This window comes from Aeromonas sp. 602658, assembly GCF_049173005.1.
In the GTDB taxonomy this organism is placed as follows: Bacteria; Pseudomonadota; Gammaproteobacteria; order Enterobacterales; family Aeromonadaceae; genus Aeromonas; species Aeromonas veronii_A.
On record NZ_JAAKRF010000002.1, the window covers coordinates 176,688 to 202,997 of the forward strand.

The 26,310-nt window shown below is 53.5% G+C and carries 16 protein-coding genes; 2 read left to right on the plus strand and 14 right to left on the minus strand.

Translation table 11 applies throughout. From position 1 onward, the window contains the following. Positions 1-45 precede the first annotated feature (45 nt). Positions 46-4,212: a formate dehydrogenase subunit alpha gene (gene fdhF / locus G5253_RS03095; protein ID WP_421202650.1), complete on the minus strand. Its 4,167-nt coding sequence runs from the start codon at positions 4,210-4,212 to the stop codon at positions 46-48. 480 nt (positions 4,213-4,692) lie between these two features. Beyond that, the gene (locus G5253_RS03100; RefSeq protein WP_216951753.1) at positions 4,693-5,127 is read right to left on the minus strand and encodes a hypothetical protein; all 435 of its coding nucleotides are present in this window, start codon (positions 5,125-5,127) and stop codon (positions 4,693-4,695) included. 436 nt (positions 5,128-5,563) lie between these two features. Here G5253_RS03100 and G5253_RS03105 point away from each other — a divergent pair, with 436 nt between their 5' ends. Further along, positions 5,564-5,989 (plus strand): class I SAM-dependent methyltransferase, encoded by a 426-nt coding sequence (locus G5253_RS03105; RefSeq protein ID WP_421202651.1) that lies wholly within the window; start codon positions 5,564-5,566, stop codon positions 5,987-5,989. Between the two features lie 2 nt (positions 5,990-5,991). Beyond that, positions 5,992-7,053, plus strand: coding sequence for an HNH endonuclease (locus G5253_RS03110; RefSeq protein WP_421202652.1), 1,062 nt, complete (start codon positions 5,992-5,994; stop codon positions 7,051-7,053). An 868-nt stretch (positions 7,054-7,921) separates the two neighbouring features. Here the strand turns inward: G5253_RS03110 and G5253_RS03115 are convergent. The 12 genes from G5253_RS03115 to G5253_RS03170 all read right to left on the minus strand — a co-directional run bounded on the left by G5253_RS03115 (position 7,922) and on the right by G5253_RS03170 (position 26,271). Further along, the gene (locus tag G5253_RS03115; protein ID WP_421202653.1) at positions 7,922-9,298 is read right to left on the minus strand and encodes an McrC family protein; all 1,377 of its coding nucleotides are present in this window, start codon (positions 9,296-9,298) and stop codon (positions 7,922-7,924) included. After that, a complete protein-coding gene (locus G5253_RS03120) occupies positions 9,285-11,822 on the minus strand; it encodes an AAA family ATPase (protein WP_421202654.1) in 2,538 nt (845 codons plus the stop codon). The genes G5253_RS03115 and G5253_RS03120 overlap by 14 nt, the downstream gene beginning before the upstream one ends. A gap of 133 nt (positions 11,823-11,955) precedes the next feature. After that, positions 11,956-12,582, minus strand: coding sequence for a type I restriction-modification enzyme R subunit C-terminal domain-containing protein (locus G5253_RS03125; protein ID WP_421202655.1), 627 nt, complete (start codon positions 12,580-12,582; stop codon positions 11,956-11,958). Continuing rightward, positions 12,582-15,644 (minus strand): type I restriction endonuclease subunit R, encoded by a 3,063-nt coding sequence (locus G5253_RS03130; RefSeq protein ID WP_421202656.1) that lies wholly within the window; start codon positions 15,642-15,644, stop codon positions 12,582-12,584. The genes G5253_RS03125 and G5253_RS03130 overlap by 1 nt, the downstream gene beginning before the upstream one ends. Before the next feature lie 8 nt (positions 15,645-15,652). After that, positions 15,653-16,846, minus strand: a complete 1,194-nt coding sequence (locus G5253_RS03135; RefSeq protein ID WP_421202657.1) for a restriction endonuclease subunit S — start codon at positions 16,844-16,846, stop codon at positions 15,653-15,655. After that, the gene (locus tag G5253_RS03140) at positions 16,846-18,345 is read right to left on the minus strand and encodes a type I restriction-modification system subunit M (RefSeq protein WP_421202658.1); all 1,500 of its coding nucleotides are present in this window, start codon (positions 18,343-18,345) and stop codon (positions 16,846-16,848) included. Before G5253_RS03140 ends, G5253_RS03135 begins: the two co-directional genes overlap by 1 nt. Next, the gene (locus tag G5253_RS03145) at positions 18,342-19,841 is read right to left on the minus strand and encodes a type I restriction-modification system subunit M (RefSeq protein WP_421202659.1); all 1,500 of its coding nucleotides are present in this window, start codon (positions 19,839-19,841) and stop codon (positions 18,342-18,344) included. Before G5253_RS03145 ends, G5253_RS03140 begins: the two co-directional genes overlap by 4 nt. Before the next feature lie 815 nt (positions 19,842-20,656). Then, the gene (locus G5253_RS03150) at positions 20,657-23,440 is read right to left on the minus strand and encodes a DUF927 domain-containing protein (protein WP_421202660.1); all 2,784 of its coding nucleotides are present in this window, start codon (positions 23,438-23,440) and stop codon (positions 20,657-20,659) included. Between the two features lie 183 nt (positions 23,441-23,623). Then, entirely contained in the window at positions 23,624-23,950 is a 327-nt protein-coding gene (locus G5253_RS03155) for a hypothetical protein (protein ID WP_421202661.1), read from the minus strand. A 9-nt stretch (positions 23,951-23,959) separates the two neighbouring features. Next, entirely contained in the window at positions 23,960-24,172 is a 213-nt protein-coding gene (locus tag G5253_RS03160) for a helix-turn-helix transcriptional regulator (RefSeq protein ID WP_144715227.1), read from the minus strand. Positions 24,173-24,339: 167 nt separating this feature from the next. Then, positions 24,340-24,873 (minus strand): hypothetical protein, encoded by a 534-nt coding sequence (locus G5253_RS03165; protein WP_421202662.1) that lies wholly within the window; start codon positions 24,871-24,873, stop codon positions 24,340-24,342. 96 nt (positions 24,874-24,969) lie between these two features. Then, a complete protein-coding gene (locus G5253_RS03170) occupies positions 24,970-26,271 on the minus strand; it encodes an integrase domain-containing protein (RefSeq protein ID WP_421202663.1) in 1,302 nt (433 codons plus the stop codon). Positions 26,272-26,310 lie beyond the last annotated feature (39 nt).

Here is a 26,310-nt window from a genome sequence, read left to right on the forward strand (position 1 = left end):
GGCTCTTTTTATTGCGGATTATCCTGCGTGTTACCTGATCTCCGGTCAGGCTATCTCCATCTCTGGCTGTGGTGTCGAGGTGTGTTGGCTGGTCAGCTTGTCGATGCGCACCGCTGCCACCTTGAACTCGGGGATCTTGGCGTGAGGGTCGGTGGCATTGATGGTGAGCCGGTTGGCCGGGGCTTCGGCGAAGTGGAACGGGATAAAGACCACGCCCGGCTGCATCCGTTTGGTGACGAAGGCGGGCAGTTCGATATGGCCGCGGCGGCTGGTGACCTTCACCTGCTCGCGGTTGCTGATGCCCAACCGCTGCGCATCCACCACGCTCATCATCACCCGCGGCCCGGCCAGCTTGTCGAGCCCCTTGGTCTTGCGGGTCATGGTGCCGGTGTGGAACTGCTCCAGCAGGCGGCCGGTGGTGAGCACGATGGGATAGGTCTCGTCGGGCAGTTCGGCTGCATAGCGGAACGGGGTCGCGACCATCTCCCCCTTGCCACGGGTGAACTGCTTGCCATGGAGCAGGCGAGTGCCTTCGGGCGCCGCATCGTTGCAGGGCCACTGTAGCCCTTGCGCTCCCACCTTGTCCCACTGGATGCCGGCGTATTGCGGGGTTACCCGGCAGATCTCGGCGGTGATCTCCTGCGCATTCTGATAGCGCCAATCACCGCCCATTGCATTGGCAATCTGCTGGATGATCCACCAATCCTCCCGCGCGTCACCCGGCGCCTTGAGGGCAGGGGCGATGCGCTGCACCCGCCGTTCGGTGTTGGTGAAGTGGCCGCTCTTCTCGGCAAAGGAGCAGGAGGGGAGCACCACATCGGCGAGCTGGGCGGTTTCCGAGAGGAAGATATCCTGCACCACCAGAAACTCCAGCTGCTTGAGCCCTTCTATGACGTGGTGTTGATCCGGATCGCTCAGCACCGGGTTTTCACCCATCACATAGAGCCCCTTGATGCTGCCCGCGCAGGCGGCATCGATGGTCTCGGTGAGGGTAAGGCCGGGCGTGCGCGGCAAGTCTGGCTGCTGCCAGGCTGCCACGAAGCGGGCATGCACCTCGGGGCTGGCCACCTTCTGATAGCCGGGCAGGCAGTTGGGCAGCGCCCCCATGTCACAGGCGCCCTGCACGTTGGATTGGCCCCGCAGCGGGTTGATGCCACCCCCTTCGATGCCGATGTTGCCGCACAGCAGTTGCAGGTTGGCGATGGCCCGCACGTTGTCGTGGCCGGTAGTGTGCTGGGTGATCCCCATCGAGTAGTAGATGGCGGTGCGTTCGGCGGTGCCGATAAGGCGCGCGAGCTCGATCACCTGCTCGGCCGGTACGCCGGTGACGAGGGCGACCTTGTCCGGTGCATAGGCGGGGGAGAGCACCTCCGCTTGCAGCGCTTCGAACCCTTCTACTCGTGCGGCGATATAGGCCTTGTCGTGCCAGTCGTGCTGGATGATCTGCTGCATCAGGCCGTTGAGCAGCATCACGTCGGTGCCGGGTCGGTGAGCCAGATAGAGGCTGGCATGGTCCGCCATCTCGATCCGCTTGGGATCGGCCACCACTAGCTGCGCCTTGCCCGTGGTGACTGCCCGCTTGATATGGGAGCCGATGATGGGGTGGGCCGCCGAGGTGTCGGAGCCGATGATGAAGATGAGATCCGAGTGATCAATGCTCGGGATGTCGTTGGTCATGGCGCCGCTGCCGAGTGACGCCTCCAGCCCGGTGACGGTGGAGGCGTGGCAGAGCCGCGCGCAGTGATCCACGTTGTTGGTGCCCAGCTCCCGGCGCATGAACTTCTGGAACAGGTAGTTCTCTTCGTTGGTGGTTTTGGCTGACGAAAAACCCGCCAGTGCATCGCTGCCATAGCGTTTGCGCAGGGCTGTGAAGCGCTCGGCCACCAGAGCGATGGCCTCCTGCCAGCTGGCGGGCACCAGCTTGCCATCCTTGCGGACAAGCGGTGTGGTGAGGCGCTCCTCGCTCTGGATAAAGTCAAAGCCGAAGCGTCCCTTGACGCAGAGCAGCCCCTGGTTGACCGGCGAGTTGCGATTTCCCTCCACATAGCGGATGCGGTTGCGCGCCTCATCGACATAGAGGGTGACGCCGCAGCCGACCCCACAGTAGGTGCAGATGGTATTGACCGGCGTGAGCAGTTCGGTGCGCCCCTGTGATTTGTCGCGGGCATCCACCAGGGCGCCGGTGGGGCAGACCTGTACGCAGGCGCCGCACTGCACGCAGTGGGAGTCGCCCATCGAGAGTCCCGTGTCGAACTGCGGCCGGTTCGAGAGGGTACCATCGCTGTTCTTGGCAAAGCGCAGCACACCCTGCACCGCTTGCTCACCACAGGTCTGCACGCACTGGCCGCAGCCGATGCAGCGGTTGGCATCAAACACAATAAATTCGCTGCTGCTATCCACTGCAAACTTCTGGCACTGGCTGGTATCGAGAGCGCTCTGCTCGACCTTGTATTCGGTGGCGTAGTCGCGCAGTGCACAATCGGTGTTGGCCTGACAGCCGCACTCGAGGCAGCGGCTGGCTTCGCTGCGGGCATCGGCATCACTCAAACCGCGTTCCACCTCGGCAAAGCTTCCCTCCCGCTCGGCATCTGCCAGATGAGGCATGATGCTACGGGCGACCTGCTTGAGATGGGCAAACTGGGCGGGATCGACCTGCTTGAGTTTGGGAGCCTTGCAGGCGTTGAAAGGACGAACCGGATCGATCATGTCACCGTGGAGGAACTGATCGATGGCCAGCGCGGCCTTGCGACCATCGGCGACCGCCTCGATGGCGGTGGCGGGCCCGCGGCGCAGATCACCGATGGCGAACAGGTTGCCGTGGCCGCTGTGCATGGTCTCGGGGTGGGACTCCAGCGTCTGCCAGCGGGTGAAGGGGAGGGTGAGGGGCTCCCCTTCCATAAAGCTGAGATCCGGCTGCTGTGACACTGCCGCAATCACGGTATCAAACTCTTCAATGAGGTACTCGCCGGTTGGCTCCGGGCGGCGGCGACCGGAGGCGTCCGGCTCGCCGAGGGCCATCTTCTCGAGGCGCACCTGACAGACGCGACCACGGTTGTCCGGCAGATTCTCCACCGGATTGGTCAGCATCATGAAGCGCACCCCTTCGTGCTCCGCCTCGTCGATCTCGTACGCTTCGGCGGGCATCTCGGCGCGGGTGCGGCGATAGATAAGGGTGGTTTCGGCGCCGAGGCGTACCGCTGTGCGGGCGCAGTCGATAGCGGTATTACCGCCGCCGATCACCGCGACTTTCTTGCCGGTGGTGAGCCGCTTGGCCAGCATCCGATCCTTGAGGTAATCGACCCCGAGATAGCAACCGGCCAGGGTGCTGCCCGGGTAATCCATCGGCACCGCCTTGGAAGCGCCAACCGCCAGACAGACCGCATCATAGTCGCGGCACAGCGCCGAGAGGGTGATCTGATGGCCCAGTCGCTGCCTGGTGTGGATCCGCATGCCGCTTTGGCACATCAGGTCGATCTCCTGATTGAGGATCGCCTTGGGCAGCCGGTATTCAGGGATGCCGTAGCGCAGCCAGCCACCTGCTTCGGGCATCGCCTCGAACAGGTCGACCTCGAACCCTTCGTAACCCAGATAATAACCGCAGGTGAGGCCGCCCGGGCCGCTGCCGATGATGGCCACCCGCTTGCCCTTGGCGGGCTTCTTGGCTGGTTGATAGGGGGCAATCTCGGCCAGATCGAGATCGGCGGCATGGCGCTTGAGGTGGCGAATGGCCAGCGGTTCATCCACCAGCGCGCGGCGGCACTCGGCCTCGCAGAATGCGGGGCAGACCCGGCCGATGGAAAGAGGCATTGGCAGGGTCTGTTTGATGACGGCCATCGCCGCCTCGTGCTCCCCCATGGCGATGTGATGCAGATAGGATTGAATGTCCACCCCGGCCGGACAGGCGCGCTGGCAGGGGGCTTCGCAATCGGCGTAGTGATCTGCGAGGATGCGGCCGAGCTCCTGCTGGCGGTGCTCGTGCAGGACATCGCTTTGGGTCGTGATCACCATCCCTGCCTCGGGGCGCGTCTCGCAGGCGCGCCGGATGCCGAGCCCGGCAATCTCGACCACGCAGAGATCGCACGGCGTTTTGGGAGCGCTGGTGTTGTCACTGCACAGGGAGGGGATATCGATCTGGTGCTGTTTTGCTATCTGGAGCAGGGTTCTGGTCGGGTCAACCGTCAACTGAGCCCCATCGAGGGTGATGGTGATCATGGCGTCATAACTCGCTTTCAAGGCGCAGAAAATGCTGCATCTGGCGGAGCCAGCAGGGGAAGCGACAGAGAGGATCGCTTGGTATCTCCTCACCATACCAAAGACGGCATTCAACTTTATTTGATTTAACTCAGGTTCTTTGCCTAAAAAGAAAACGATTTCAATGGTGGTGATATCCGTGGAGGACGCTCTGGACTTTGACTACCTATGTTGAGTTAAAACATCGCATTTCCTGCACTTTTATGGCCATTAAAGCAACCGTAAGCTGTATGTGATATGGAGATTACTCATGATGGCACGATGAGGGATATCCTAAAATATGCAACTTTTGTTTCGGTTTGTGGCGCAGGGCAAGCGACATTGGAAATAGCCGAACTGGCTGCACCTTGCGATCGGCAAAATGAATACAGATATGGCTCTGGATGGGCCATCTGATGAAAATTGCCGCTGGTCACCGTTTTGCTGTACTGAGACCTGATGTTACAACTCCAACTCAATGATTGGGATCTCCCAGCGCTCGATGCATATCTGGGGTTGATACTCTTCTTTCTCCTGTTCTTTACGTCGTTCCACCAGAGCAATCACTCGGGCTTCACGGATGCTATTCATGTCGAATTTCCAGGTCTCTTCGCCGAGCAGGGAGAGGCGAGCTATTTCGTGATTCTGGTGATACACATGAAGCTTGTTGTTTTTATCGGGAGCGATACGCACGGCATCGCCAACCTTTATCTGACTGAGCAGGCGGTGGATAGGATGAGTCTCGCTACTGCGTCCGGCATAGCCCAACACCAGTTGCGACATACCCATCATGGCGAAGCGGCGTAGTCTGTCCGGTCGGGTTGCGTTAGGTCTCTGCACGTAGCAGTGGGAGGCGATCAGTGGAATATGGGGGTTACGTTGATCGTGGCGAGCCATGAGAACCAGCCTTTCGATAGCACGAGTCATCCCCAAACAGGGCCACGACATCAGTCGAGTTCATTAATAGCCATCTCCATCTGGCGTTGACCTCTCATGGCGATAATAAGTGCCAAGAGATCAGTGAGTTGGACAAATATTACCCGAAATGTTGAGCGGTGGCATCATTCAGAGCCCTCTGGCCGCGCTTCTTTTGGCTGGCATCCCGTTTATGTAAATGCCTCTGCCCCCTTAATCGTTCATGTGTGGAAAGTGTCGTCCTTGTCATGGTCAACCCACTGATCTTGTTGGACTATTTCTCTTACTTCTCCGATCGGAACGCATAGTGTCCCTCGATTACTAGCAGCGCCACGCCACCGAATTGGCGACCCGTTACCAGCAGGTATCTGCGCGCACTGTTCATTGCGACTGGCTCACTCTGCTGGAGCCTTGGCTTTTGGCTGCACCGCGCAGGGTGTTTGATGTGGGGGCTGGCAGTGGTCGGGATGCCGCGTTTTTAGCGGGGCTCCATCAGGGCAACACTGTGGTCGCTGCCGAGCCCTGTCAGGCACTCGCTCTACAAGGTCAATGTCATACCTGTGAGGCTGCAGTTGCGTGGGTCAATGACGCTATGCCGGCTCTCTCTCGCGTGACCGGTACTTTTGATCTGATTTTGCTCAGTGCTGTCTGGATGCATCTACCCCCGGAGTCTCGTCCCTTGGCGCTGGCACGTCTTCATGAGCTGCTCTCACCAGATGGTTATCTGGTACTGAGTCTTCGTCTGGTTATCTCGGAGCAGGAGATGCGGGAGCGAGCCATGTATCCGGTAGCTGTCGATGAGGTGGAGCGGCTTGAGTTGGCAGAGTCTGATCCTTGGGGGTGAACATGCACGCCTCCCCTGAGCAACAACTCGCTTTTATTGCCTATCTGCAACGCATCTTTACCGAAGGCGATTTTGTGGCCACTTACAAGTGCGCCTTGCTCCACGGGATTGCAGATATCGCGATTGAGCGCAGTACCGAGACCCATGATCTGACCGCGGCGCGCACTATTACGCTGGACGAACTGGCCACCAAGTTTGTGGAGCTTTATTGGCAGCACAGTCTGCCCTACTCGGCGACGGGAGAAACGGCTACCTTGCTCAAACAGAGCAGCGGTCGTCAGGCCATCATGCTGACGGAGTTGTCCCGGCTGCGTGCAGAGGGGGTCCGCTCGGTAACTGCACTGCGTCGGCACGACGCCTGGCGGCCTCTTCTTGCCCGAGTTCGGCGCATCCTTGTTGAGGGGCCCCTGTGGCGTCTGCAGATCCTGGGTGGGCGAGAGGAGTGCCACCTCTATCCTCATCAAAGGGGCGCGGATCATATCTGCCTGAACCCCGGAATTCTCTACTGTCTCCACCGCTTTTACGATCTGGTGGTCTCCCTCTCCCGACAGCATTGGTTGCAGCTTATCTGCGACATCAAGGGGAATCAGCCACTGATTGGCCCAAGTGTAGGGCTGGAGAATTTTCTATTTGGTTCAAGCCGTCAGGCGCTGGGACGGGTGGGGGAGGTTTTGAGGGACTTGCAGGGGGGAACCTGTTTTTACTGTAACAAGGCGATACACGGGAGTGGTGAGGTAGACCATTTCATCCCCTGGCGTCGTTATCCAATCGATTTGGGCCACAACTTCGTACTGGCACACGCCAACTGTAACCGGAGCAAACGGGATTTTCTCGCCGCTCCCGAGCACAGGGATGCCTGGTACGAGCAGAATATCCTGACCCATGGGGCGTACCTCACGGACGAGCTGTCCCCTCTGGTGAGCATCGACGCCGAGCGTTCTACCGCAATCGCCACTTGGGCCTATCAGCAAGCACTCCGTGAGCATGCTAGGTTGTGGCGTGGTATTGACCAGTTTGTTGACGTCACAGCCCCCAGTGTGAATATTCCCCTGCGCTTTCTGTGAGACGTTGAGGCTTTCACGCTAGATAAACTCGATAAAAAAGGGCCACCTCTTGCGAGAGGGCCCTTTCCAAACGTTTGGGCTGGGGGAATCTGACTTGTGTTTCTAATGCATTGATTAATAATTGTTTGGTTTGATGATTGTTCTGCCTGGTGTTACCTCTGGTGTTACCATTGAACAAGTCACCCCTGAATTTCGGTATTGAAATCGCGGATAGGTAACTATCACGAACAAGAGCAAGGGGGGCGGATACGGGTTCAAATTCCTGTCGTCGTCATAGTATTGCCACCAGTCCAACGGTGGCTATCTCAAGCAAGTTGCTCACTTGGTCTGCAAGGAGCCTATAGAGCACCCCAGCAGAGGGTGAATCGCAGCTTACTCGGTTGGAGTGGGTGCAAGGCAATTGCATGGCAAGCCAATGATGATGGTTTAGCGCACCATTTGGCATCATCAGGATGTTTTTCCCACATACCCTTCAATACCTATATATTCCCACGTACTAGCCGTCTCGGGCTCCCCGTCTGTGCGCCACTGACAGGGACTTTGGCTGCGCTCCAGTTTAATCGATCAGGGCTCTTCACCAATAGGTGCTGACATGGGTATCAACAAGACCTATACATTGTTCTCGTAGCATGATATTTCGCGCATGCGCGCGCGTACGCGTAATGGTCGCATAAGTACGTGCCAGACATTGCCTAACTTATTGTATTTATTGATTTTGTCGTGATAAGCCCTGTATTTCACTCACACGTAGTTGGGCACACTGGTCGCATAAATACCTTACTAGCCATTTGCTACCCTAACCATGTTGCATGTTGAGCCAGCTGGCCCCTATCGGTGCCATCTAACCTTCATTCTTACTCTGAACTCTTTACTGCAAACTTCGCAGCTGTAACTGGCATTGAGCAGGCAGTACCAAGCGAGACTCAACGGCATCAATCACAAACGGCACCACCCATAAACGCATGGTTTTTTGGCCAGCAACTGGGAAATCAAATGGCTGGGCTATCGGCTCCTGAAATGCGCGATGGGCTGGATACACCAAGAACATTTCTCTGTCCCCATCAGGGTCATCAAAGTAGTGATGGCCATAGGCAAACATCTGATAAAAATCACCTTGCTGCAGATCGTACTTATCGGTGCCGTTCCCTTTCGCGGGGTCTAGCAGTTTCCATTTCGTATCAAGCACGCTGATCACCTTGCTGCCCTGCTCAATCACCATATCGGGTTTAAGCCGAAACCATGCAGCGTCATGATGGGAAACCAGGTGTTTACGCTGTGCCTGGGCGGTTAACGTCAGCAGCGGTGGGAGTGTGGCTCGCAGCGTTTTCGCCACATAGTTTTCAAAAACCCGTTCCATCGGGAACAGCAATGAGATTGCCCGGTGCCCCCCGCTCATGGTTTGCGGAGAAAAACCCTCTAAAATCAATTTCGCCCATGCCAGTGGCGTTTGGTAATGGCTCATTCCCCGGTCAATGCGCAAGCGGGCAAAATCGCATTTGTAGTCGGTACTGAGTGGAACCTCGCAAAAGACAAAGGTCAGCTCTTGCAGCAACCTTTGGTTATTCCCACTGCGCGTGATGGCAGCCAGCGCAACCAGTGCCGAATGCAGCAGGCGGTTGGCAGGGCGATCGACTAAGAATTCATCATATTCACAATGGAACTTGTGTTTGGTGATGATGTTTTGACGCAACTGACGGGCGGTATTGAGCTTGCCCTTGAGGTAGCTCAAATTCTCCTCACAGCGAACATAGTCACTGCGCAGCCCCTTCTTGACCAAGGTATTCACCGAATCAAGAAATTGGCTAATGAACACCTCCAGCAACGACATTTTTTGTTGGCGGATGTTGGCGTTCGTTGTTTGAAGATGGGAAAACTCCCGCAATGCCCGCAGCATGATCAACAGCGCATGCCGGGCCGCTTCACAGCGGGCGGCAGAGGAGGGGGTTGCTGTATCGGTATCGTTGGCCTGAACAGGCCTCCCCAGCTTGGGCAACACTTCAACTTGAGTGCCATCAGGGGTGAAGATCACCCCTGCATAATTTTGTACCTGCAGTGCTTCTGCGCCGAGTTTTTTGCACAGCCGAAACAGGCGATTATCCTGGTCGATCCCCAGTGCCATCTCCTTGAGGTAACGAAACGCCAAGGGCGAAATTGCCTCCACCTCATGCGGGATCGGGGTAATACCGCTCTCCTCGCTGACCAGATAGGCGTACTCGAACAGCGCAATATCGTTACGAAGTGACATCTTCGACCTGCGCAGCAGAGGGTTGTAGTGCGTGATCCGGCGCATAGCGTTGGGCCACATCAGGGGCATAAATCGCCAGATAGGCCATGCCCTCATCCCACACCGAATGCTCATGATCAGCCAGCTCATAACGGTGCTGGTTCACCCCGAACTGATCCGGCTCATAGTCATTGCCAAATAACATCTTGAAGTTGATCGGGCGCTGTTGCACAAATTGCAGCCCTGCCACCTCTTTGCCACTGGCGTCTCGCTTTTGGTTATCCCCGAGTACCAGGCGGATCTTTTGCCAATCCTCATAGAAGTACTCTTGCAGTAGCGGGATCACCTTGGTCTGGAATGCCTCTTTAAGTGCGAGCAAGGCGCCAGCGTGATCGCCATTTTTTACCGCCTGATAGGCCGGGTAAAAGAACGCATGCCCCAGCGTATGCTCGCGGTCATAAAGCACCTCAATACGCTGATTGAGCTTATCAAGCAGCTTGCCAAGGCTGAGGGGGTGACCGCTGCCGATATCGATGGCATCATGACCTGCAAATAGAGTGCTATCAGGCATCATCTCAATGAAGTCAAAGCGACGGCGCAGCGCAGTATCCATCAATGCCAAAGAGCGATCGGCGGTATTCATGGTGCCGATGATATCGACGTTCGATGGCACGCTAAATGGCTTGCCACTGTAGGCAAGCTGAATTGTCATGGGGTGCTGACCACCGGCCCGTTTATCGATCTCAACTAGCGAGATCAGCTCACCAAAAATTTTGGAAATATTGCCGCGGTTGATCTCATCAATAAACATCGCGTACTGATGCGAAGGGTCTTGCTCGGCACGACGACAAAGTTTTAAGAATTCACCCGGCTCAACCGAATAGTGAATATTCCCCTCATCGTCAGTTGCCGCTCTCAACCCCTCGATAAACTCTTCGTAGCCATAGGATTGATGAAAGGTGGTTGTTGCATAACGTTTGATTTCGTCGGCGGAATGCGGCCCGTGGGTCAGTTCAGCATGTAACTGCACCAAATCATCCACCAACTCCAGCCTGTCATCGAGCAACAGCCAAACTGAGTCGCTTGATTTATCAAAAACCCCAGGTTCACAATGCCCCTTGTAATTGACGGTTGTTGACTCTGCGACGGTAAATTTCTGCAGATAACTCCACGCCGTTTGCGCCAGATTATCGGTACGTCCGTTAATGCTCGCCTTAGTCTGGAAGAACTTACTGCCCACAATCTCGGCAACTTTGGCGCGCTTGCCCAGACTCAGTAATGACAATACCAGTACCTGCATCCAGTTGAGCGGCGCCAATTTATCGCGCAGCCACAGCGACTCATCCATCGTTGCCGGGATATGGGCATACTGGGCTTGCAGCTGCTGCAACTGGTGGGTTTTACCGGTTCCTGGTGGCCCGTAATAGATGACATTTTTAGGCTGGGTGCGAACAGGCTCTGTGCTAGTCATGTAGTCTGCGTCTTCCTCGTTGATCTGATTATCAGCCTGGTGGGATTGGGTATGGTCGTCATCTTTTACTGGCTCAACAAGCCATTCATACAGGTTCCATAGCAAGATATTACGGGTATACAGATCCCACTCACTGGGGATGATAGGGTTCACCGCCGCCAGTAATGTTTGATTGTCCTCTAACCAATCATCGTTTGGTTTAATATCAATTTGAAATTGGCTTTGCAGACCTTGGTACAGAGGTTTGAGACAAGAGCCATCAGCAATACTGGTGTAATTTTGGGGAGATGCAGCACCAAAAACCCGGTTAATAACGACCTTCAGATACCGTTCAAATGTCCCATCACTTTTCCAGCGTTGAAACACCTGACGATAGGTTTCCAGAGTGGGAGATTTAATGATTTCCACGGTTAGCTGGCGCAGGAACTCAACATTGCTGTTGAACTCTTTATTATACATTAACCCTTGGCCAGCACTGGCGATGCCATTGGATTTATCACGCCACAGCTTATTGATATCGGAGTCCGTCACCGGTTTACCACGTCTTATCTCTTCGGCCAATTGGCAGGTAGCCTGATAATCCTCATACCATTGCTGATTAAAATCATGTTCTTTTGTCCAACGCATAAACTGCACTAACGAGTGGTTATCCTTACCGGCATTCCACAGATTCGCTAGCGCAGCCGTAACATCCGGTTTGATCGCAATCCCTGATGTTTGCGAACTCCAAGTCTGGCCGGGTAGCGAAGCCTTGAGCAGCAACATTGGCAATAATCCCGCCTGACATGATTGTCGCAACTCCTGCAACTGGAACTTGATGTAAGAGCGCTCCAGATTTGCATCTTTCCAGTCTGAATCACTGAACGGTGCTTGGGTAACAACCCCTTTGGCAATGATCCCGCGCGGCTCTTTGCCTAGGCGGATCAGATACACAGTATCTCCAAATTGCGGTTGTTTGCTGCGGCAAGACCATCGGATCTCATCGCCCTCACGGTAGTCCAACAGGCCAGCTTGACTGCCATCACCACCGGTAGAAAATTGATCAGGATTCCAGGTCAACAAAAAAACTGACATATACAATCAACCTCAAAATGCGCCTAGATAAGCAGGCTCTGGATATACGGGGTTACGCAATCCAGCCTTGCCTGTCTGCAATACGGCAAAAAAAGAGAGCGGTCGCGGCCATCGCTACTACCGCCGCGAATGGTCATGAGCTTAACTTCCTTGGTAATTCTTGAAGTTTTCCGCCTAGTAGGCTCGCCAGAGAAGTAATCAATGTGTGGAACAGGGTGCGCAGTAGATCTAAGTGGTTGCGTACCTCGGTAAGTGACTGGCGGATTTCTTCGAAATTGACCTCATCGTTCTTGGAGTACATGGCCTGAGCCATGTTCATCCGGCTCTTGATGCCGATGTGGTCAACCACCAGTCCCTTTTCCTTGCGGTCACCCGTGAGATGGTCTGGAGCAGGTTGTGCCTTTGTAGCAATACTTTTCATCTCCCTCACTGACCCTGATAGATACTTCTGGAGGCCGACAAAGGCTCGGCGCACAGCATCAGGAGTCCCCAACTCGGCACAGGCACCGGCCAGCACGTTGTTGTATTTGAGCTTGAGGAGTGGTCCCAGCTTGGTGTCATCAAGCTCGGTGACCCGCTCTTTGGCATAATGATCCAGCACGAAGCTCAAGAAGGATAGCTGCCTGCAGTCAAACTCCTGGTCCTGCATGGCCTCGGATTGTGCTGCTCGCTCCTCCCTGGTCATGGGGTCATCGGTATAGGCGACATAGGCCTGCACATCAAACAGGTATCTCTGCTCGGCCTCGATTCCCTTTTGCATCAGTAATGCTCTTCGATATACCCATAAGCTTTTTGAAACAGCTCTTTGTCCTTACTCAGTCCAAACTGAGCCAACGTCAAAAACAAAGCCTTTTGAATCTCTCTAGGCCCGCTGTTAGAGTTTTGCCAACCTTCAAAACGGGTGGCTTTGACTATCTTGTCGATTTGCTCAACCACATCACCAATTAACTTGGGCGTGGTTTCAGGGCGAGTTTCCAAGAACAGCTTGGTTAAAGCCTGCTTGTTGTCCTCTTCGGTCACCACATGTTCGCCGGTTTCTCGCTCGGCCTGAACGCTATCTTTCGCGGCATCTAACAGACCTTTTAACCAGTCGATGGCTTTAATCACACCAGCCTCGTAGTCTTGGCGCAGTTTTTCCAAGCGTTCGCCCAACTCAACAAACTTTGGCTCGTTGCTACCACGTAGACGGCCCATCAGATCAATTTCCAGGCGTTTGGCGCGCTGCTCCTGCTCTTTGTCGGTCAAGGTAAATATGGCGTGTTCATCCATGATGAGTTCATCGATATCATCACGAATACGCTTGATGTCGGTATGCTCGTGGATCATTTTAATGGTTTCAGGGCCAAGGGCCGCCCATACCAGAGCGCCGGTTTGACCAACGGGACGTACCGATTCGTAGATTTGTGCCAGCCACTTATAGTCTTTGCGGTATGGGGTTAAGAAGGTATCTGGGTTAATGGCCGACCACAGCCTGGCCAACACGCCAAAACTGGCAGCAAATGCGTCACGTTTTTCATTGGTCGGCAAGCATTCTTGTGCCGCCATAATACCTTCAAAGTCATCTAAGGTTCGGTCAACACCCGGGAAGAAGGACAAGCACTTATCCAGCAGCTCAGGCAGTATCTTCTTAAAGGCTTCAATGCCTTCAACCACCCCATCAATCTCTTCCGGGTTATAGGCCAGTGCAGTACGTAGGTTTTCAAATACGCCGAGATAGTCGATGATCAGACCCATATTTTTGCGCGCCTCGTCCGTTTCATACAGACGATTGGTGCGGCACATTGCCTGCAAAAGCGTGTGATCGCGCAGCGGCTTATCTAGATACATGCAGTAGCAAATTGGCGCATCAAAACCGGTAAGTAACTTCGCCGTGACAATAATCAGTTGTAACGGATGCTTGGGGTCTTTGAAGCTTTCGATCAAGTCTTTCTGGGTTTGCTCTTCGGCATCTATCTGCTGCCACCGCTCAAAATCCGCTTGCTGAATTGGCAATTTCAATTCGTTATGCCATCTGCGCCAGTCTTTATTGATCTTGTCTTTTTTACAGCCGTCTTTTGCTTTTATGGGCGCATCATTGACGTTCATGACCACTTCAACGGCATCAAAACCGAGTTTTTCACCCAGCAAGTAGTACATTTTCACGCAAGCATCGCGGTCGTACACCACCACCATACCTTTCATCTTTTTCGGCTTTACGTGATTGGTAAAGTGTTCGGCAATATCTGTGCTCACAGCCGTCATCCGATTCTGTGCTGTGAGCAGGTTAGATAACTTGCCTGCGCGTTTAGATAGTGCGGCCTTCTCTTCGTCGCTGAGGTTGTTCTCTTTGGCGAGCTTTTCGAACTCTTCGTTAATCGCATCACGATCTACTCGCAGCTCTGCCAAGCGCGGTTCGAACTTCACCGGGTTGGTGGCACCATCGCGAATCGACTGTTTATAGCTATAACGGTTCATATAGCGGCCGGGGTCTTCATCAGCGCCAAATAGCTTAAAAGTGTTGCGGTCAATACCCGAAATTGGTGTACCGGTTAAACCATAGAAGTGCGCATTGGGAAGTGCCCAGCGCATTTTCTCACCCAAGCCACCCTCTTGTGTGCGGTGGGCTTCGTCCACCAACACAATGATGTTGTCGCGGCTGTTGAGGCCGTTGGGGTTGCTCTCAATGATCTCGACATCTTTAAATTTAAAGATGGTAGTAATTAAAATGCCTCGGCTGTCTTGCTCGATATGTTGACCAAGCTTTTTACAGCTCTGTACCTTAATCAGGTTTTTAACGTCAGCCCCACCAAAAGTCTCGTTGATTTGGCTATCCAGATCGCGGCGGTCTACCACGATCAATACCGTGGGGTTTTTAAGCTGATTGTCACAGCGCAACATCTTGGCGGCATAAAGCATCAGCAAGGATTTACCCGAACCTTGGAAGTGCCAGATAAGGCCTTTTTTCGGGTAACCTTGGCGCACACGCTCAACAATCTGTTTTGCGGCTTCAAATTGCGGGTAGCGCGGCAGGATTTTTATGCGTTTGGGTGGGGTGTCTTTGCCGGTTTTAACCGTTGAAAATAGCGCGAAAGATTCCAGCAGCTGCAATAAGGTTTGCGGGTTTAACAAGCCCTCACAGCTATCCAGCACTGATGCCAGTCCGGGCAATATTTCATCGCGCAGGTTGGTATTGTGCCAAGGGCCCCAATCTTTTACCCGAGCGTTAATGGCACCATAAGCAAAGGTTTTTCCTTCACTGGCAAAACAGAGCAGGTTGGGCACAAAGAAGGGTTCAACGTTTTTCCAGTAGTGCTTTTTACCGCCCATAAAATCGGCGGCACCATCTTGCCAAGTGACACTCGGGCGGGTGGCGCTTTTTACTTCTCCTACCACCAAGGGAATCCCATTCACATAGAGCACGATGTCAAAATAGACTTCGGTGGCCGCGATATAGTGTACCTGCTGCGCGACCACAAAGTGGTTGTTGCCGATGTTGTCAAAATCAATCAGGTTGATGGTGATATGGTCGCCATTCTCGCCAAAGGGCAAGGATTTCTCGGCCATCAACCATTCATGAAAATTCTCATTGGCTTTTACCAAGCCGGTATGGCACGCTTCAAGCACCACGCCACGCAGCTTATAAATGACTTCATCGGCATAATCTGGCTGTATAGCAATATCGGGGTTTAACGAACACAACGCGTCTTTTAGCCACTCGTCAACGAAGATATCCTGCGCTTTTTTCGGCAGGCTATCACCTCGGCAGTAAGTCCATTTTATAGCGCTCAGAGCCTTCAAGTGGTCAATAATCCCATTCTCTGTGACAGTTTGTTCGTTAAACATTTTTCTTCCTACGAAATGAGTTTGTCGTGTATATGCGATAACAAATCCAAACTTTTGGTTTTATCGTTAGTCAGTCTCACTAAATTAGCTATTGCGTTCATGACCTTTGCATATTGCTGTTGCGTAATCTTATCGTTTGGAATTAAGATAGGAATGTTTTCAACTTCAAAGTTGTATAAATGCTTCACTTTTGTGCCGACAGGCATTCTATGGAGATACTCTCTAGCCAGCCGGCTTTGCAATGCCCAGTACAAATAATCACTATCGTTCTCTTCAAATGGCGTTATTCTTGCCAGTCGTTGGTTCAGCAAGCAGCTTTCACTTTTTTGGGTCATACATACACGGCCGAGAAAACCATCGTCTAGACTCTGTGCTGTCAGGTTCATTACTATCTCGTTATCACCTACGACGTAGTTTGGATTCTCTTCCAAATAGCGAATAGGCAAATATGTAGTATCTGCTGCAGACCAATTTACTAACCCATTACTGTATAAATTGCCAGGCCGCAATAGTTTTACACCACTCTCACAATAATCAGTGGACGGAAATGCCTTTCCGAGCTGATAATTGGCCACTTGTTTTAGCTTTTTTAGTGACCAACCAGCAGGAATATGTTTTTTTACGCTGTTCTCAGTAGATTTAGTACATACAAAATCTTGTAGCAGCACTCGTAAAAGGCGTGCCGATGAATTCATCAGGTCTGAATTTATTCGTCTAACATCCTCTTTTTTTGAAATTAGCTGCCTTAGATTATTCTGCTCATTGTCTGAGGGTAGCGTAATATCTAAATCACTAAGCGCGGAAAACTTTGTTCTAGGCGATAATGAGCCGGAGGAGGTTTTGATCGCCCAATTCCAAAATTTAGAAGATTGAATAGCAAATGGAAGCAACTCCTGAGCAAGCCCCCCTTTTTTGCTATCAAGTACAATAATGTCACCCGAACAAATTCCATCAAACTCAGCAATAGCGGCCTTCTTTAGGTAAGGACGGCGTTTTCCGAACAGGATATGTCCCTTCTTAAAAACCCGGGTGAAGCTTGGGTTATCTTCAGCAATAATCCCCCAGCGTTTAATTTTTAGCGAGCCTGAATCCAAATGTTCCAAACCAATATAGCGCTCATAGCCCTCGGCAATCGGATCTTTGGTCGTTAGCTTTACTTCGCGGCAAATATCACCAAATTTAACGGTTTGCTTATCACTCATTACTTTATGCCCTTACCGTTAATGTCAAATCCAAATTCTTTTAAGCTTTGGTATAATTTATTGGTCTGCATTTTCAATTGCACTCGGCTGATTTTCCATGCCTCGATGGCATGCTCAATATCGTGTATTTCGCAATTGCTTTGTGCTTGTACATAGAGCGGAATCGACAGGTTGTAGAGGTTCTCTTTAAGGGTGTCGATATCCACCAACGCAGTAATGTCACTTTGTTTATCGGGATCAAAGTAAGCCTCACAAAGCACGGCTAGGTCTTCATCCGATAAACGGCTGTGTGCTCGCTCGCGGGTAACATGTTCCACGCCATTGATAAACAACACCTTGTTTTTCCGCTCGGCAGGTTTATTGCAATTGAGCACCACCACACAGGATTCCATCGGCGAGTTGTAAAACAGATTTGGCCCAAGGCCAATCACCGCTTCGATAATATCGGACTCAATCACCTGCTTGCGGATACTTTGTTCGGAATCGCGAAACAACACGCCGTGTGGCCAAAGCATGGCGGCTCGGCCTGTATCAGGCTTTAGGCTCTTGATAATGTGGGTGTAAAACGCATAGTCGGCACAGCCTTGTGGTGGCACACCGTAGAGGTTGCGGCCATAAGGGTCAGCAGCAAACTTGTCGCGGTTCCACTTTTTTATGGAGTAAGGCGGGTTAGCAAAAATCACATCAAACTGCTTGAGCTGGTCGTTTTCAATAAACTTGGGCTCAGCCAGGGTATCGCCACGCAGCACATCGAACTCTTCAATGTCATGCAGGAACATATTCATACGGGCGATAGCGGAGGTAAGCAGGTTAACCTCTTGCCCGTGCAAATGTACAGAACGCCACTCTTTACCTTGAGAACGCAGATCCATTACCGCATTAAGCAGCATACCGCCGGTGCCACAGGTAGGGTCATAGGCGGTTTCACCGGGTTTGAGACCCATAATGCGGGTCATTAAATGCACCACGGTACGGTTGGTATAGAACTCGGCGGCAGTGTGGCCGGAGTCGTCGGCGAATTTTTTAATCAGGTATTCGTAAGCCTCGCCCAGATCATCTTGAGCAACCGCCTTAATCCCCAGCGGAATTTTGCTGAAGTGCTCAATCAGATCAGATAGCAGATGATCGGGTAAACGCTCTTTGTTGGTCCACTGGGCGTCACCAAAAACCCCATGTAAGCGCGGGTTGTTGGCTTCAATTAAACGCAGTGCATTTTGAATGGCCTCACCAATGTTTTTGCTGGTGTGGCGCACTTTTTCCCAGCGCGCTTCTTGTGGAATATCAAAGCGGTGGAACATGGGCATGGCGGCGTATTCGGCATCGCCGGCGTGGATCTCCAATGCTTCGGTGTACTCTTCTAAGTACACATCCGACAGGCGCTTATAGAATAGCAGTGGAAAGATGTACTGCTTGTAGTCTGAGGCGTCGATTTGGCCTCGTAAAAACTCGGCTGCACCCCAGAGTAAATCCTCTAGCTTCTTGTTATTTAATAAGCTCATAGTTCAAACCCTTCTTGGATAAGCAGGGCCTCTAGTTCATTTTCTGCTTTTTCTAATGCGGCCAGCTTTTGCTGAAAGTCTTTTAGCGCTTCTTCCACCGTGATGGTTTCTTCTTCCAGTGGTTTTTGTACATAACGTGCGATATTGAGGTTGAAGTCGTTTTCTTCAATCTCACTATGGGGAACCCAACGCGCTATTCCTTCGATATCATCTGCTTCAGGGCCTTTGGTGCGCATTTTTCGATAGATTTCGTAAATGTCATCAGCTTGGGTGTCTGACAAGGTATTCTGTGCCCGACCCTTGGTGAATATTTCTTCGGCATTGATGATCAGCACGTGATCTTTGTGTGCGTCAGGCCTTTGTTTGCGCAGTACTAAAATACAGGCCGGAATGCTGGTGCCATAAAACAGGTTAGAAGCAACACCGACTACCGCGACAATACGATTTTCTTTGAGTAAATACTTACGAATCTTACCTTCAGCACCACCACGGAACAGCACCCCATGGGGCAACACCACCGCCATGCGACCATGGTCGTTCAAGGATGCAAACATATGTTGCACCCAGGCAAAATCGCCATTGGTTTTGGGAGCCAGACCATATTGGTTGCGACCATACGGATCGGCCGACCAAAGATCGTAACCCCATTCTGTTAAACTGAATGGCGGGTTGGCGATAACGCAATCAAAGGCTTCCAGGCTATCACTGACCAAAAACTTGGGCTCGCGCAGGGTGTCGCCACGGACGATGTCGAAATCTTCTTGGCCATGTAGGAAGAGGTTCATGCGGGCAATGGCTTCAGTGGTCAGGTTCTTTTCTTGGCCTTTGATTTTGAGCAGGCGTGGATCTCCACCATTTTCTTTCACGTGGTGAATGGTTTCTAGCAACATGCCGCCAGTGCCACAGGCAGGATCGTAAACACTTTCGCCTGCTTGCGGATCTAGGATGTTGACCATTAAGCGCACAATGGTACGTGGGGTATAGAACTCGCCGGCTTTCTTGTTGGCTTTGTCCGCAAAGCGTTTAATCAGGTATTCGTATGCGCGGCCCATATCGTCGTTACGAACACTGGCTACGCCCAGATTCACTTTGTTGAAGTGATTGAGCAGCGTAGCTAAGAGTTCATCAGATAGGCGCTCTTTATTGGTCCAGCTGGCATCACCAAATATGCCGTGCAACTTCGGGTTGGCTAACTCGATCCCTCTAAACGCATCCTTCAATGCCTGGCCAAGGTCTTTGGTTTCGGCAAAGACATCTTTCCAGTGGCAATATGCAGGAATTTGGATTCGGTGGAACATATCGCCTTTGGCAAGCTCTTCATCACCGACTTGCTCCATCGCCTCAAGAAACTCTTCATCGTACACATCACAGATACGCTTGAAGAACAAGATGGGGAATATGTATGTTTTGTAGTCAGACGCATCGATAGGCCCGGTGATAATATGAGCGGCATGCCAAAGGTGGGCTTCGAGATCTTTTAGGTTAATCAGAGTCATTTATTTTTCTCTTGTCGATACTGCGACGCTGGAACCTTTTGCAGCAAATCTGGCTCTTCACAGTCACAAAGTGATTGTGCTGCGACTAAGCCCGCTATCCCTCACTACATCGGCTATTCGCATTTTGTACTTGCCCTCAATCGGGCAAGGCCATAGCCGTCGTTACGGTTGCGTCCTTAGACTGTTGCCGTTATTGGATTGAGTTGGCTGCCATTCTACCGTCTTGCTCGGATGTCATAAACCGTTATGGATGCTTTTGGGGCGATGTTCTTGTGGCAAATGAGAGGTGGCGGACTATTTGGTCAGCAGTTAATGAGGGGGCGATGGATGTTTGGCTGATGGGAGGGGGCGGGGGAGTCGCACGATGTTCCCCTTATCCTGTATGCCGGTGAGCAGGTTGTGCTTATTGTGCTGTGACAACATGGCTGCCAGCCAGATGAGCCATCAGGTTTTGGGTCTACCAGCGTCTTGTTTATAGGTATGAAAAAATGATGGTTCTGGTGGTTCAGTGGTTCTAACACCCCGCCAGCTCTCGCCAAGACTGGGTTTGTGGGGGAACCAGTCTGCCGGGATCCACTGGTTCCGTGAATCAGTGAGCGGTTCAAGCCTCAACACGCCTTCGAGTTTAGAACCACTGGAACCAGTGCGGAACCAGTCATATTTTATTAAGTGGTTCCGGCTCTAAGCATTATGTAGCAGGGGATTGAGCTATCTAGAAACCACTGAACCAGTAGAACCACTGTTTTTCCCTTGCGCGTGCGCGAGCCTTGAAGAAGGGGCTGCACTTGGCAGCCCCAGATTCCCTTCTGGTTGGCCTATTCTGTCTCGTCGGCCAGCACCCGATCGGTCAGCACATAGACCCGTGCCCGCTTCCCGTCCAGAATAGGCCTTAGCAGCTGATAGCGCCCTTCACCACTAAGCAGGTATCCTGCTTTGGCTGACAGCTTGGCAGCTTTCCTGGCATCGCGTCCGCTGGTGATCTCAATCCAGCCTGATGGATCAACCCAGAACTCCAGCGCTTCATTGGTGCCCTGCTTGGGATTACGCCGATAGCCCACCACATTTGCCGGTCGGTGGTTTGGGTCGCTCAAATCAACAAAGCGGGTGTACTGGTGAGCCCGCATAAAGGCGCGGATCTGCATCAGGGTAGCGGCGTCCTCCTGGTTACCCAGATGTCCCCGCTCTGCCAACCAAGCCTTAAGGCAGACTCTCACAGCCCTGATGGCTTCCCCCTCTGGCCAGCCTGTCACGCCCAGCTTGGTAGCCAGCTCACCGGCTGCGGCCACCAGTGCGAACCGGTTGATGGCGCGGCCTACTTGGTTGCCAGCGCCATGCGGGGTTAACTCAACAGCAAGGCGCTTGATCTCGCCCCGCAGGTGCTCGCGGTGCGGCTCCATATCGGTAGTCAGCACCTTCACAAAGGCGTGAAAGGCGGTGCCGTGCTGGCTGTCGGCGTGGGCCTTGAGCGTATCGGCGAAGGTTCGGCCATCCTCCATACCATGCAACTGCTCAAATGCGCCATGCTGCCCGGTGTCGCTCGGGATCTGGATGGTGCGCACCTCCATTCCTGCTTGTGTGCGCGTACCATCTTCAGAAGCATGATCTTCAAGGCTCAATTCGCCAGTGGAGAGGAACAGCAAGCGCCATGCCTTGCGCTCCCTCAACTCCCCATCTTGCTTGAGGCGGCCTCTCCCTTGGCCGTTTGCCAGCATGTAGGCTGTTTTTCCCACATCCTTCCCGGCCTGCTCCCCAATTTCATCCAGACAGAGCAGGGCATCATTGCGGCGGTTGGCGATACCTTCGATAGCGTTACCGGTTGCCCGCCACGTCTGACAATAGCGATCAGGGTTGCCGTAGACACTGGCAGCGGCCTTCATGATGGTGGTCTTGCCGTCGGTACTCTCGCCCTTGAGGTGGAACCCACCGCCCTCCATGCCTACCAGAGTCAGCAGTGGGGCCGCAAAGGCGAGCGACAGCGCAAAGCAGAGGCGGGAGTTACCCACGGCCAGCGCCGCTACCTCCTGTTGCCACTCGGCTAGGGTGCCACGTTCGGTGAAGTCGTTAGCCGCATACCCCGCCGTCTGCAAGATCACCCCTTCTGCCCCTATCGTATCTTGTGGCAGCACATAGGCGTTACCATACCAGCCGGTACGTTCCACACAGGTGATCCGCTTATCGGGCTGACAAGCCATCAGGTACTCGGCGAGTTTGCGTTTGCGGCCCAAATCAATAAACGGCAAGCCAGCATCCAGCAGGGAGGTAAACACATCTTCACCGTTGCGCGGGACCAGGGAGCGAACAGGCATCGCCCACTGGCGTGTTCTTCCCGCGCTATCTTGCCACTCCAGCAGGCGGCCGTAGCCACGGCCATGCTCATCACTGGTTTCAGCGAGAACCCGGATCGGGCTGGATATCGGGACCAGTTCTTGCCTGGCATCATCTCCCCGTCCGACCGTCTCCCTAGCGCAGAGGCGATTGCCCTGGAATACAAACCCGTTTGGCAAATCAGGCCCGTGCGCTGACTTATCATGGCGATCAGGGTGAAGCGGTAGCACTTCGGCCTGCCAGTGCTCCTGTTCCTTCTGGCTAGCATCCTTGGCTTGGTGGGGGCTGGTAGTACTCGGTCTGGCGCTCATGATGGCCTCCTTGGTTGCGTTCAGCCCGTGGGTTTGGTGGTAGTCGTTCCAATCACCTGCAGCCGGTGGCAGGGCTACCAGCCCGCCTATGGTTGCGGCGGCTTGCTCGGCCTTGGCCTTGCCGGGGTTGCCCTTGGTGTTGGTGTCATTGTCGCCACACAGCAGGATCCGGGCCTCAGGATGCTGGCGGCGAGCAATGGCGGCCACTACACCCAAGTTGCCGCAATCCATCGCACAATAGACCGTCGCCCCGGTAGTCACGTAAACCGACAGACCGGTGGCATAACCCTCGACAATGGCAATCAACTCCCCACCCTCGATACAGTGGAAGGCCCCGGCCTTTTGCCCGCCCGCCAGATAACGCTTGCAGCCGTCATGACCGATCAGCTGTACATTCACCAGTTCACCCGCCTCATTGGTCAACGGGATCACCAGGCTACCGGCTGGGTAGTTCTTGCCGCTCACATTGATCTGGGCACGAGTAACGGCACTCAGATGATCGGCAAATCCCTTGTTAGTAAGGTAAGGGGTCTTCCCCTGCTCACAGTCGTGGATAATGGCAGCGGCACGGCAAGCGGCCTTCTGGCGCAGTTGCTCGCTCCGCTTGCGTTCCTGCTGGACCTTGGCCTGTTGCTGCTGACGAATGCGCTCACGTTCAGCCGGATCCAACCGACCGGCAGCCATGCCCATCAGCGGCGCTATCAACCCGGCTGCCTCCTTGGGTGTCTTGCTCATTACCTTGCAAACCAGAGCCAGCCCATCACCCGCCCCACACTGGCTACAAATCCAGGTACCGCGCCCCTCCTTGTCGTCAAAACGAAAGCGGTCCTTGCCGCCACAGACAGGACAAGGGCCGTGTTTGCCATGGTGCGGGGTGTCGATACCCAGATCCGCCAGCAGTGTGGGCCAGTGGCCACCGGCAGCGTATGCCACATCCGAAACAAAGGTTTTGGCTACAGCCATGATGACTACCCCTCGTTCACCTGTACGACGCCGCTCGGTTGATGCCGTTGACCATGGACACAGGGATGTACCTTCCCGGTGTGCCGCGAGCTTAGAGGCTCAGTCGCCAAGCTGTTGATTTTGGGCAAAGCTTCGCCCTGAGCGATACGCCCATTGCTTGCAATGATCATGTTTAACCCTCGGTTAGGTGGCGTGCAGGTGACGGGCGATAAATGCCTGGCCAAAGGGAATCGCATTGTGCGGCTGGTTCACGCGATTAATATGGCGGTAAAGCACATCCTTCCTTGAAATCCAGTGGTGAAGGCGTATCTCGATAATAGAGTGGTGACAGTTCAAATAACGCAACCCAACAAGAGCAGACAAGGCACCAGCTCCTTTGGTACGACCTTTCTGCAAGTGGTGAGCAGCCAAGTCCAGTTTGGTGCTATGGCCGGTTGGTTGAATGCTGCCGCACACTGTCTTGGATTGGGTCGTGCCGTTCTTCGGTACTGCCTTTTGGGGATAGTTCATCGCAGTCACCTATGCCGTCGAATTGCGAGCTGCAATACGGGCCGCCATCCATTCAACCACCTCAGACTCTAAAAATGCGACGGACCGACCATGTTCGCTCAAGCGGATGGTTTTCGGGAAAGAGCCTTGTGCCATCAGATCGTAAATGCTCGATTTACTCAGGCCGGTGCGCTGGATCACTTCACGTATACGGATTAGGCGTGGGGTGGCAGAGCTATCCATGTATGACCTCACTCGTCATTAGTGTCAGAGGGGTCATTAAAGGGTGTAACGGTCTTTAAAGGCTAGGGGGTGAGGCAATTAAAACCTCCCCTAGGTTTTCGTAGCGGGGGTGCACTACAGTGTTGTCGCCAGATTCGCAGAGAAGTGAGAGACGACGTCATTGAGAACTAGTGGAGGGATTCTTTACTGGGCGTTTTGGGCGCACCACCGTTAGGTTTCCAATTTGCAATTGCCGCCAGATCTTGAAGACACTTCAATGGTGTGCCTTCACTATCGACCAAGCCGAAGTTGTTAGCATTTTTCGTAAGGAATTGCAGTAGGCTCTGTTTAGGCGTTCTGCCGGGTTGTTCAATGTAGTTGTGCCAAGCTGAAACTGCCGCAGCTAGCTTGGGAGCGTAGCGGTCATGCTCAGGGTTCAGAAATGCGAGTTGGCGATCTTGCTCGGCCACCTTTTGCTCCAACTGATGTACCCTCTCGGCGAGTATGACGTTCTGTTGGATAAGAGGGGTTGGCTCCTGACTTTGTTTGTGTGAAATGCTCACTGTGGAGTTTGAGTTGCAGGGATACTTTCTATGATTTGTCAGGCACTCAGACATGAACGAGATAACAGAAATTAATGGCAAATTGCTATGATGTTTATCATCCTCACATGTTGCATAGCGTTGAAATCGGGTTTCGAACGAGCGTGCTACTTCTAACATTAAGTCATCTTCCGTGTATTGTTTTGTTTGTGTTTAAGAGTCAAACGGGCAGGAGTCCTCACTCTCCCGCCAAGATTGTCTCGCAAAATAGTCGGGTTACTCGTTGACCAGCTTGAGTGCTTTGGTGCCGCTAGCCAAGGACTGGTTTCCCTGGCTAGCCTGCTCAATGTGATTGCTCCACCAACTCATCATGGTTACCCGCTGCTCGAAGTAGTCCGCGTGGTTATAGGCGCTGCGGATCTCGTTATCATCGGCGTGGGAAAGTGCCGCCTCAATCACGTCAGGGTCGAATATTCGCTGCCCATTGATAGTTGCCTCGTTGAGCGTGGTGCTACCTATTGAGCGCAAGCCATGGGCAACTAACCGCCCACCATAGCCAAGACGTTTCAGCGCAGCATTGGCAGTTTGGTCATTGATATGGCCAAGTGGGTCGCGGCGGCTAGGGAACACATAGGGGCGGTGGCCGCTGATCGGCTTCATACGCTCCAGCAGAGAAAGAGCTTGCGGGGTGAGCGGAACCCGGTGGGGGCGATCCATCTTCATACGATCTTCAGGGATGTTCCAGACTTTGGCCTCAAAGTCGATCTCGTCCCAGCGAGTGCCTGCTGATTCACCGGGGCGTACAAGGGTATGAAGGCTCCATTCAATCTGGCAGCGGGTGCTGTGCTCCAGGCGGCCATTGGCGATGTCGGCCATCAGTTGCGGCAACTCTCCCGGCTTGAGGGTGGGCATGTGCTTCTTGGCGGGCTTCTTGAACACCTTGCGAATCGCGGAGCAGGGATTGGCATCGAGCAGGCCGTGGTTCACGCTGTAGTCTAGGATTTCGTTAATCCGCTGACAAAGGCGGCGCACTGTCTCAAGCTTGCCGTCAGCCTCGAGTGGACGCAGCAGCTCAATCACCTTGGGAGCGCGGATCTGGCTGATAGGCATTGAGCCGATAAAAGGTAGAGCATACATCTCAAGGCAACGCCACGAGTCGTCGGCATAGGCCTTGGTTACATCATGGCGTTTGAGATCCAGCCATTTTGCAGCCATGTGCTCAAAAGTGTTTTGGCTGGTCTCATACTCCGCTTGGGCAATAGCGAGCTGCTCTACTTTGTGACGCTGGGGATCAACACCTTGGGCCAGCAGCGCGCGGGCTTCTTGTCGCCGTTCTCGGGCAGCGGATAGGGTAACGTCAGGGTAGAGGCCAAAGCTGATGTTGGCGCGCTTCTTATCACTTGGCCGGTAGTAGTTGAATAGCCACATCTTGGAGCCATTCAACTTCACTCTCAGGTAAAGCCCATCCCCATCGGCCAAGTTGTATTCCTTCACCAGCGGAGCTCCGGGCTTGGACTTCGGTGGTATCCCCGGTTTGGCGTTTTTTACATTCGAATCATACAGCCGGTCTTTGCTCATGAAGTTCCCTCTCCAGCAGTAACACCAAAACGGTGTTAC